Below are 10,911 nucleotides of genomic sequence, written 5' to 3' on the forward strand. Positions count from 1 at the left end.
CTAATTGGGATGCTTACAAAGGATTGAAATTCGATCCGCTAAAGTGCATTTTTCTTCGATGAATGGCATCTTTTATTCCCCCCTGGTTTGCCCAATAAGTTTCTTCACTTAATTTTGGTGAAAATCAGTGCATGACCCGGAGAGTTGTTTTCATTTGTTTGATAACGTTATTGGTATATTCTGCTTGGGCAGAAGGTACCGCAGAACTTCGTAGAGAATATGCATCCAATCTCTTTCTTCAAGCGACCCCTTATAAAGGCGTTCCGGGAAGTGGTTCGATGTCTTTCGGTTCCCCCATTAGTGAGAAAATGTATATCCGTATCAACCACAGTGGTGAGTGGATACACATGGGTTTTGGTAATTGCTTTACCAATGGTAATGTGACCTACATCCGTAACCAGGTTGCTCCCGCCGAAATTTATATGCACATCATTAGCCCTTCGGGTGATACCCTTATGCAACGAAAAGTACCCACCTCGGGTGCTGGTTATATCGGAGGCAGCGATCGCGATGCCTGGCAGCGTTGCGTTACGGGTCCTGGAACGGTTGTAAAAGACGGTTACACTCCTCTGAGCTTTGAAGCCATGGAGGCCGGCGATTACATCATTGAATTTAATGTAGGGAGTCAAACGGTTCCTAATACTTCCGATCGCATCACTTTCCAGCTTTTTGATGTTTCAGTTTCGAAAGACGCTGGACGTTATGCCGGCAAGGAAGATGCTGTATCCGATCAATGTATTCCTGGAAGACTGTATTCATACAGCTTGAATTTACAGGCTGATCCAGACAATGGACATAGTTCACTCACCTGCTACAATTTGTTTCCTGCTACGGAGAATGACGAAATATTCTACGCTGGTGAAATCAATTTACCAGACTTTCAAGCTGGTGAATTTATCCTGGCATCTTTTTCCTCTTCCTCGCCTAAACACGAGGTGAGCGATAACAACATTTCCTTGAAGCCTGAACACCTGATGTTCCTAAATCCACCTGATCCTATGGTATTTCCAAGGTTAAGCGGATTCAAAGGAGGCCTGGAGTTTGTTCCTTTTTACGATCCTAAGGGAACCTTAAGAGCGGCAATTATTGCTCAAAATTCAGAAACGGCAGAGCTCAAATTTCAGATTGAACCGGTAGGGGTTGAAATGGGAGATTCACGTACTTCGGTGGTATTGAGCGAAAAATTTGAAGAACCTGGATTCCACGATGTACTATTTGATGGGAAATTGGCCAATGGTCAAGTGGTTTCCAATGGGACAAACCTTCGGGCGAAAATCTCCTACCGTCAAGGTCCGTTGTACATTTCCTTGTTCAACGTAGCTCGCAACCCAGGCGGAATCCGTTACCGGATGGTTGGAAAGGGAAATTACCAAACCGATTGTTCCTGGGATGACTTGAATGTAAGAGGTATTAAGAACGAAGGAAAAAGAACCTGGCAAAAAGGAAGTGGTTTTACCTTGGTTACCCGCTTCTACAATTTTCAGGAAGATTCCTACTATAACCTGGCTTACTACTGTAAACCGGACTCCGATGAAGATGGTGTTCCCGATTACAAAGATCGCGATGGGGATAATGACGGAATTCCAAATCTATTGGAGTGTTACGAAACCAGTCCGCTTTTAGACGATGACAACGATTTAATTCCAAATTACCTGGACGTAGACTTTTACCACCCGATTTGGGGATCCTACAAAGACAACAACCACGACGGTATCAACGATGTATTTGACTACGACTTAGATTCTCGTCCCGATTTCGTCGATGGTGATTCTGACGATGACGGTTTGCTCGACATATTTGCCATTGGATTAACCAATTACAACGAATTTGGTCAAGTAAACGATTACTTTGATGAAGATGGAGATGGTCTATCTGAAGGAGTAATTGCCAAACCTGAAATGTTGGAAGATCTGGACAACGATGGAGAATACAATCACTGTGATCAGGATGCCGACGGTGATGGCCTTTCCAACTACATTGAAGCTCAAGACTTTTTGCGCTTCCGTTACAAAGCAGGACTGGACTTTTCACGCAATGGTATAGACGACACCTTTGACAAAAAACGAGGTGGCAAGGGCGTTTTCAATCCGGTAGACAAAAACAAATCAGGTGTACCTGATTACCTCGAGCCCGATCAGGATGGAATCTTCTATACCGATAACCTTTGCCAGTCTAAATTGGCTCATGATACACTGACCCTGTGTATTGATCAGATTGCACCTTACACCTGTTTTGAATTGGACCTATCCTCTTCTATTGACCCGAATGGCAAGCCCTTGATTTACAAATGGAACTTGGGTGATGGAAACGTTCTGGAAGGTGCAAAAATCAATCACTGCTACCAGGTGTTTGGTAACTACCAGGTAAACCTAATGTTGGCTGACCCTGAATCGGGAAGAGTGTTTGAACAGAATGAACTGGACCTCCAACTCAGCATCCGGGATTCTTTGAACCTGGGCTTAAATCTTCCTGATCAAGTGTTTGAAGGGGAGCTCTTTGCTTTTGGATATAACTTCATACCGCCGATAAACTACAAAATCGAAAAGGCCTATTGGAACTTCGGAGATTACCACTACCGCTGTGATGCTTCGGGCTTCCATTTCTTTGACCATTACGGGGAGTATGATGTAAAATTGATATTGGAGTTGCGATCTGACGGAGATATCATTACCTTGTGCACGACGAAAAAGATGATGGTAAAATAAATTACCAACTACATGTGGAAGGGCTCTCCGATAATTTTATTGCTTAGCTTCCTTTGCCTTTTCTCCCAGGGCCAGCGTATTCCCAATGAAGCCGAAAACATTGAGTTTTTGGTTACGTTTGGTTCCCAATCTGATAAGGCATGGGGTGATGACGACTTTTCTCAAGTAGTCTTCTTCACCATTCCCGTTGCCTTTAATGAACCCTTTTTTATCCGAATTTTTGATCCCGAAGTAGGTGGAAACCACGATGAAGTAAATGGTGTTTTTGATACCTACATGCGTTATAACGTTTACGGTGGAAAGGGCGCTCATTCTAACTTAGCCGCTCAAAATGTAGATCCGGTTCCGGGTTATGACAGTGGCATCCTCCTCTCTTCTAAAACCTTTGGAGTTCAGGACAACTACGACAGTAGTTGGTATAGCCTTGGCCCTTTCAATCCGAAAGATGGTGAGTTTCTCCCTGAGCTAGGAGGATATGTTTTTAAGGTAACGGTGACGGGTCGGCAAGGAGATGATGGGAACCTGTATTACTTCTTTCTCAGTAGAAATTCTCAAATCAACAGAGGAATTGATGGCGCTAATGCCTTTACCTACGAGTACTCATTTCGGATGCCCGAAGACTCGTCCATCATTTCTCACATCTACCCATTCATTGATAAAAACACGGTATCACTTACCCAACACAATTTTGACTTTGACAAGGCCGGAAACATTTTGGTGTATTCCGTTTCCAAAAACCGGCATCCCGCTCGCACCTCAGGTGACAACCATTGGTCGACCAGTACCCACCGGGTAACAGAGGCCGAAAGGAATACCTCTTACGACCTTCAGATTTCGACCAATTCAAGCTTTCAAAACGACCTCGTGATTCATGTAAAGAATCAATATAACAGAGCCGTTGGATTTTATAGTATCCCAATTGGAGGACCGCCTAAATACAAGTACAAAGTAGAAATAAACCTTACCCCAGGTAAACCGACCCAATAAGTAGATCGCATGAAAATATACCCGATAGAAACCGGAAATTTTAAGTTGGACGGAGGTGCCATGTTTGGCGTGGTTCCTAAATCTCTATGGCAACGCGTTTACCCTGCCGATAACAACAATATGTGCCCCTGGTCTATGCGCTGTTTGCTCGTAGAATATGACGATCGCCTGGTATTGGTGGATTGTGGAATGGGAACCAAGCAAAGTGAAAAGTTCTTTTCCTATTACTTCTTACACGGAGATGCTACTTTGGACAAAAGCCTGGCGGCTCATGGATTTCATCGGAACGATATTACAGATGTGTTCTTGACCCACCTCCATTTTGATCATTGTGGTGGCGCTGTGGAATGGAACTCCTCCAAAGACGGTTATCGCCCTGCGTTTCCTAATGCCACGTTTTGGAGTAACGAATCGCACTGGCAATGGGCCATAGAACCCAATCCGAGGGAGAAGGCGTCCTTTTTGAAGGAAAACATCATGCCTTTGCAAGAAAGCGGTCAGTTGAAATTTGTGAATACTTCCGAAGGTATGACTGAGGAATTGTTCCCGGGTTTTAGGGCTTTGGTGGTAAATGGACATACCGAGTCCCAAATGATTCCACACATCGAATACCAGGGAAAAACCTTGGTCTATATGGCCGATTTGCTTCCCTCACACGCTCATGTGCCATTGGCTTGGGTTATGGGATACGACACACGTCCTCTTTTGACCATTGAAGAGAGAAGTCAATTTTACCAAAAGGCGGTGGAAAACGATTACGTTCTATTCTTTGAGCACGATGCCGTTCACGAGTGTGGTACGTTGCGTCAAACTGAAAAGGGTGTAAGATTCGATCAAGGATTTGCCTTTAACGAGCTCTTTTCATAGCCATCATATAGCCTAAATGCAGCCCTTCATGAATGTTGTTGAAGGCGATGGCATCTTCCAAGGAAAGTAAGGGAACCCCATAGCTGGTTCGGTAAGAGTGAAATGGCTCAAACCGATCTTCTTCATAATATTCACGAGCCAAATCGATCCACTTAAGCGCATTGGCTTTAAAATAGTTTAGATCGGCTTCTGCGTTGGGATGATTGGGGTCAGGAGCACTTCCTTTTCGGTATCGTTCAATCAATTCTTTTTCGATAGGTAATTCCTGTTTGCACAAGCCAAAGCTCAACAGTTGTTGAGTTACGATAATATGACCAAAGTTCCACAGCAAGGAATTATTGAACCCTTCCGGTATTCTGGTCAACTGTTCCAATTCAAGTCCTTCAATAGCCTCTAAAGCCCGCTCCCGGGTAATTCGGTTTAGTTCAAATTGCTTTTGGATTGCTTCCGTCATGATTTTCTATTTGCTGCGATACAATGATACTTCCCATTCCTCAATGTTGAAGTTGTAGGGCTTACATAAATGTTAAATTCTGCACTCAATTTTTTCGGCCTAAATCGCTTTTTGATTTACTTTAACCGAATCAATTAATACCCATGATTTTTTACGTAGCTGACGACGACAAATCCACCCAAACCTTATGCCGACTTATTCTTCAACGTATGAATGTGGCCCGTGATATCCGATTGGCTTCCAATGGTCAACAGGTATGGGAGCAGCTTCAGGAGGACTCGGACGAAGAGCGTAAGGTTGTTTTTCTCGACCTTAATATGCCGGTGATGGATGGTGCGCAGTTTTTAAAGGAAATAGAGTCGAATCCTCTAAAAGGAGTTGAAGTGTACTTAATGCTTACGAACGACCTCAAAGCAGATGATCGCTACCTTATGGACAACCCTTTTGTAAAAGGGGCCTTGAGCAAACCTCTGGATCCGGTAAAAATCCAGAACATTCTCTAATCGCTTATTTGTGATTGCCCAGGAGCCGAATGGTAAATTCGGTTCCCTCTCCTAATTTACTGGTCACACTGATGGTGCCACGAGAGCGCTCAATCATCTTTTTGATCAAGTGTAGTCCTACCCCACTACCTTCGGTATGGTCGTGAATTCGACGGAATAGTTTAAAGATCTTATCACCATCTTTATCCATGTCGATTCCCAAGCCATTGTCCTTTACCCGAATTCTCACGTGCTGGTCGTCCGTGATTTCAAAATGCACATCAACGATACAAGGGCGATCCGGATGTCGGTACTTGATGGAATTACTCACCAGATTGTAAATGAAGCTGTAGAAGTAACTCGCATTGAAATAGATCATTTCAAACTCCTTGTGCACCCGAATATCAGCTTGAGACTCCTGAATGAGAAGGTCCATGTTTTTGTGCAATTCGTCAATTACCTCATCCACATACAACCATTCTTTCTGCTCAATGTAGGAGTAATCGGAACGAAGAACTTCGGCAATTCGCTCCAGGTTTTGGTGCAGTTTATTGGTACTGTCCTCCAGCACTTCCAATAGCGGTTCATCGTCTTCTTTCAGCTCGCCAAACTGCTTTAGGGAACTGATCGCCCCTGAATGTTGTGCACCGGATTTTTTAAATCGTGGGTAACGGAATAGGTAAACTGCTCAATCTCTTCATTCCGTTGCTTAAGGTGCTCGGTTCTTTCGCTAACCAACTCCTGCAACTTGACCTTAGAGCGATGAAGGGAATAGATCCTCACCCGATAAACCGTAAAGGTTCCCAAAAGGAAAATGGCCAAAAGCATCAACTGAAACCACAACTGGTCCCAAATCGCAGGCTTAATAACAAAGGTGATTTTCGCCTCTTCACCGGGCTGACCATAAAATACCGGACGAGCTCTAAAGGTATACACTCCCGGATCGAGGTTGGTATAAGTTGCAGATTGCTCTTTTTGTAAAGGAGTCCAATCCTGATCCAGCCCTTCCAGCTTAAACTGGTATTGATATTGATTTCGAAAACGAAAAGTCGGGTGGCTAAAATTGATGGTCACATGATTCTGATCATGGTTTAGGCGAATAATGCGATTGGGGTTAAACTCACCACTTCCACCATCGGTAAATTGGTATTGATCCAGCGGTTTGTAGAAGATCAACATGTCTTCAGGAATCATCGCCGAATAACTCGGTTTGGAGAGTTCATGCGGGTAATTGATTCGAATAACCCCTCCATATCCTCCAATCCAAATATGGCCATCCGGATCGGTGACAATGGCATTTCTCAAAAAACCATTTCTGGTTACCCGAGCTTCGGTATGTACCTGGCGGAATACCCGGCGATTGGTATCGACCAAACTCAATCCATCCTGGTGGACCACCCAAAGGTTTCCTGCCTGATCGCTGGTTAAGCCTATGCAATAGTCGTTCAGCAATCCGTCTTCTTTGTGTAAATACCACACCGAATCACCGCGCATAAAACCCACGCCCTGACCAAGCGAAGCCACCCACACTCCATCATTGAGTGATTGAATCGCACTCACATCCTTGAGCAATAACTTATCGTCACGGGTAAGCATGGTAAACTCGCCATCAGGCTTGTAAAGGGCCAATCCATTGGTGGGTGTACCGATGCACATACTTCCATCTGGCTTAGGTTCCAACGCATAAATCTCATTGTGGATAAATCCATTATCCATAGAAAACTTGCGGGATAGATTTCCCTGGTAATTGTACACCCTTATCCCCTGGGTCATGGCCGCAACCCATACTCCGGCATTTTGATCGCCTGAAATGGTCCAAATCTTGGTTCGAAGGTTTCGATCAATACGCTTTACGGATTTCAATTCACCGCGTAAATCAAAGCTCCCTAAAAATATCCCGTCCCTATCCGATCCAATCCACAACTGACCCAACGGATCGAGGTACAATGATCGAATGGGGCTCTCGTTCCACATCAGTTCGGCTTGCGTCCGCCGATCTGGCAGATTCATTTCGGTGCGGTCGATACGGTACAATCCCTTATCAGTCCCCAGCAAAATCCACCGGTTTCCATAGGCGATCACATCGTTTACAAAACGGATATCATGAGCAGCAAAGAGGTCGATGTATTCAAACTCATCAAGGTGGGCTTGCATCAATCCATTTCCATTGGTCCCAATCCAAAGATCGAAACGGCCAATGGCATGAGCACAGGAAAGGTCGTTTCCTAAAATCTTCTTTCGTTCGTCAACCGGATCTATTCGGGAGGCAATAGACGGAATGCCTTTCAGGTTCCGGATTTTATAAATCCCTCTATTTCTGGTTCCCGCCCAAAGTTCGTCTTCAAATACGTCCATGAAAACGATGGTTTGTCCGGAAAGCAACTCCAATTGGCTTAAGCTGTCCTGCTCTACATTCCAACGGTAAATTCCCTGATCCTCGGTTCCGATAAAAAGCTCGTTGCCATCGGGGTGCATTTTGATACAGAGCACCGAAATCAAGTTTTGATCTGTAATTAATCGAGGTTTGGAATGGCGGACCGCTCCTTCCATTTTTGCCCAGTACACACCATTGGTGGTAGCCAGAAAAAAGTTTCCATCGCGAATAATGATATCCTGAATCATTCCCTCTACTTCAGGAAAACCAGCGTAAAGAATGGCGGCATCATTCTGCACTTTAAAGAGTCCCCTACCCTGGTCAAAGCCATAGATATTGGATCCAAAGTTGCGCAACACCTGAACCCGTGCTCCACCCAATCCAGGCTCCTTGATGGAAATGACCTGACCGGCCACCCAGGAATAAATGCTACCATCATTTCCTGCGAAATACACGGTATCCGACTTCACGGCCAAGGCCGATACATAAAAACTCTCCGATTTACTGGGTAAGGCTACCTGTTTAAAGGATTCTCCATTGTAGAAAAAGAGGCCATTTTCGGTGGATACCCATACATTACCAAGGCCGTCGACTGAAAGATCAAAAACAAACTTTCCCAGCGTTTCATACTGGTTGTTCAAGTATTCGAGGGTATACGACTGGGCACGAAGACTTTGGGAGAAAAAAAGGGACAAGCCCAAAAGCCCGATGATGAATGATGTTATGACCCGAGGAAATCGCATTCCAATCAAAAATAACAGCCCCTGCGAATATTCATCCGTTTTTCGATGAAAAACACCGGATTATTTATTTTATTCGATTTCCTTCTTCTTGTAGGCACTAACAAAGAGGGTGTTTCCAAGCTTCGGAAACTCATTGAAAAGATCGGCCCCTTTCTGCTCAATTCCGTCCGCAGAATAACCGAGAATGGTCAAATCAGCGTGATGGGATTTTTGTTCAATGATGCGTGTCATCAACTCCCCGTCCTGAGGAATGAGCTCAATATTTTTACGAGATATAGGTAGACGACCATCGCCGATCAATTCCATTAAGGTCTCCTTCTTCCATTCCAACTGACCTTTTTCATAACCCGAGAAAATCTTGATTTCGCTGTCTTTCCAATCCGGATGACCGGTGAGAATGTAGGCCAACAGAATCATCAAATTGGAGTTCTCAAAATCACGGGCCGAAATCCAGACATGAATGCTCTTTCTTTGCCCAAATCCTTTGTAGGTTGATCGCAATACGCATACATCGAAGTGCGTGGCGCGCATCAAGTTGTAGTTGTTGATCACCTCTTTCAGACTCTCTTTATCGTCATCTGAAAATTCGAAAAGTATCAGGTTATTTCCTTTTCCCGAAACCCCGGACAGCTGAATGGATTGGGCAATGGCACTGGTGTAGGACGGAGACACTATCGTATCCATATACACCTTATTACCGCCCTTAATCGACTCGATTAATCGGCGTTTGGTTTCGGTAGATTCTTGATAGGTCTCCTTGTTCAAAAAGCCTTCTAAAAAGTGGATGTAGGTTCCAAATCCATACTTATGGCTTAGCCAGCGTACAAAATCCAATGCTGTGGTTCGCTTAAAGGTATCGCCCGAAATGCAGATAATGAAGGGTCTCCAACCTTTTTCGCGAGAAGAAGCCCGGCGTTGGATGTAGACCATTAACTCCCGATTGAGCTGAAAGAGAACTCCTCGAAGCAGCTTGGCGATATCGCGGTCTGTGTTGCCAATTTTCGTTGCCCAGATATAAATCCCAATCATAATGCCGAGGGACAACAAGGCGTAGGAGAAGTTCATTTTGAACATCAAGTAGAAACACAAAACAGCTCCTAAGAGAGAGAGGTACCACTTCGACTTAAACGTGGGTCGATAACTCGGGTCTGCCGCAAAATGTTCTAAAAAGGAGATCAGGCAAATGGCGCCATAGGTAACCATGAAAAACATGGAGATGATCTGAGCCACAAAATCGATATCACCGATACCAATAAAGAAGAACCCTATCAGGCAGGTCAACAGGGTTGAATTGAATGGCTCATTTGTTTTTCCCCTGCCCTTTGCAAACCATCCACTCATGCTTTGCGGGAAAACCTGATCCACTCCCAATGCCTGAAGGGTTCTTGGAGCAATCATTACCGAACCCAAAGCGGAGGAAATCGCGGCACAGGCCAGGCCAATAGGAATAATAGGCTCCCAAATGGCAATTTTCCCCATGATCAGGTGATCGGTATTCGCCAAATCCTGAAGACTGGCGGAATAAAATAATTTGATGGCAACTGCCATGTAAACAACAATACCTACTGCCGTTGCCCACATGGTACCAGCTGGAATAGAACGCTTGGGATCTTTTAGATCGCCTGATAGCCCCAAACCTGCGGCAATACCGGTAAAAGCAGGAAATATGATGGTAAATACGTAAAAGAAATCGTCGGGTTTACTCACCGTTTTAACCAGGCTGCTCGAAGGTGTGGAATAGGCATCACCGGCGAAAAACATACCCAATGAAACCAAAAGAATAACGACTACCACATAAAGTGCCTTCACCCCAATATCTGCCCCCTTTATCAACATAAGTATGGAAAGGAATGCCATAAAGGCCAGTCCACTCATACGGGGCGTAACCAAATAACCGTATTGGGTAAAAATGATTTCCGCCAGAGGTTTAAAGGATTCCGCAAAGGCAATCACATAAAAAGCCACGCTAATGGCCTGGGAAAGAAACAAGGCAATACCAATAGCAGCACCGATATTGAGTCCAAAAGACCTCGATATCATGTAATAGGCTCCTCCTCCTTCTACCTTGGTGTTGGTGGCAATTTCTGCCACCGCCATAGCAGTAGGGATGGTGACCAAATGACCAATAAGAATAATGGCAAAAGTTCCAATGAGCCCAACATTCCCCACGGCATAGCCAAAACGGAGAAAAAGAATGGCCCCCAGAATGGTACTAATGGCGGTCATAAAAACCGGCATAGTTCCCATCGTTGCTGTTGTCTTAGTTTCCTGAGGCATTTTTTCGTTAAGGCTTCAATAT

At 44.6% G+C, this 10,911-nt stretch carries 8 protein-coding genes; 4 read left to right on the forward strand and 4 right to left on the reverse strand.

The features are described 5' to 3' along the window. The first annotated feature begins 131 nt into the window (after positions 1-131). The 3 genes from KFE98_21505 to KFE98_21515 are packed head-to-tail and all read left to right on the forward strand — an operon-like array spanning position 132 to position 4,559. On the forward strand, positions 132-2,705 hold the full coding sequence (locus tag KFE98_21505) for a PKD domain-containing protein (protein ID UTW62540.1): 2,574 nt from the start codon (positions 132-134) through the stop codon (positions 2,703-2,705). Positions 2,706-2,717: 12 nt separating this feature from the next. Continuing rightward, entirely contained in the window at positions 2,718-3,692 is a 975-nt protein-coding gene (locus KFE98_21510) for a hypothetical protein (protein ID UTW62541.1), read from the forward strand. Positions 3,693-3,701: 9 nt separating this feature from the next. Continuing rightward, the gene (locus KFE98_21515; GenBank protein ID UTW62542.1) at positions 3,702-4,559 is read left to right on the forward strand and encodes an MBL fold metallo-hydrolase; all 858 of its coding nucleotides are present in this window, start codon (positions 3,702-3,704) and stop codon (positions 4,557-4,559) included. Here KFE98_21515 and KFE98_21520 read toward each other — a convergent pair. Further along, a complete protein-coding gene (locus tag KFE98_21520) occupies positions 4,540-5,013 on the reverse strand; it encodes a DinB family protein (GenBank protein UTW62543.1) in 474 nt (157 codons plus the stop codon). The two genes, KFE98_21515 and KFE98_21520, sit on opposite strands and share 20 nt — an antisense overlap. Positions 5,014-5,156: 143 nt before the next feature. On the opposite strand from KFE98_21520, the gene KFE98_21525 reads away from it, so the two are divergent. Next, positions 5,157-5,516, forward strand: a complete 360-nt coding sequence (locus tag KFE98_21525) for a response regulator (GenBank protein UTW62544.1) — start codon at positions 5,157-5,159, stop codon at positions 5,514-5,516. A gap of 4 nt (positions 5,517-5,520) precedes the next feature. On the opposite strand, the gene KFE98_21530 is transcribed toward KFE98_21525, so the two are convergent. The 3 genes from KFE98_21530 to KFE98_21540 all read right to left on the reverse strand — a co-directional run bounded on the left by KFE98_21530 (position 5,521) and on the right by KFE98_21540 (position 10,859). Next, on the reverse strand, positions 5,521-6,066 hold the full coding sequence (locus KFE98_21530; protein UTW62545.1) for a hypothetical protein: 546 nt from the start codon (positions 6,064-6,066) through the stop codon (positions 5,521-5,523). A 44-nt stretch (positions 6,067-6,110) separates the two neighbouring features. Then, a complete protein-coding gene (locus tag KFE98_21535; protein UTW62546.1) occupies positions 6,111-8,612 on the reverse strand; it encodes a hypothetical protein in 2,502 nt (833 codons plus the stop codon). A 69-nt stretch (positions 8,613-8,681) separates the two neighbouring features. After that, positions 8,682-10,859: an amino acid permease gene (locus tag KFE98_21540; protein UTW64766.1), complete on the reverse strand. Its 2,178-nt coding sequence runs from the start codon at positions 10,857-10,859 to the stop codon at positions 8,682-8,684. Between the last annotated feature and the right edge of the window lie 52 nt (positions 10,860-10,911).

The organism is bacterium SCSIO 12741 (genome assembly GCA_024398055.1).
Taxonomy (GTDB): domain Bacteria; phylum Bacteroidota; class Bacteroidia; order Flavobacteriales_G; family Salibacteraceae; genus SCSIO-12741.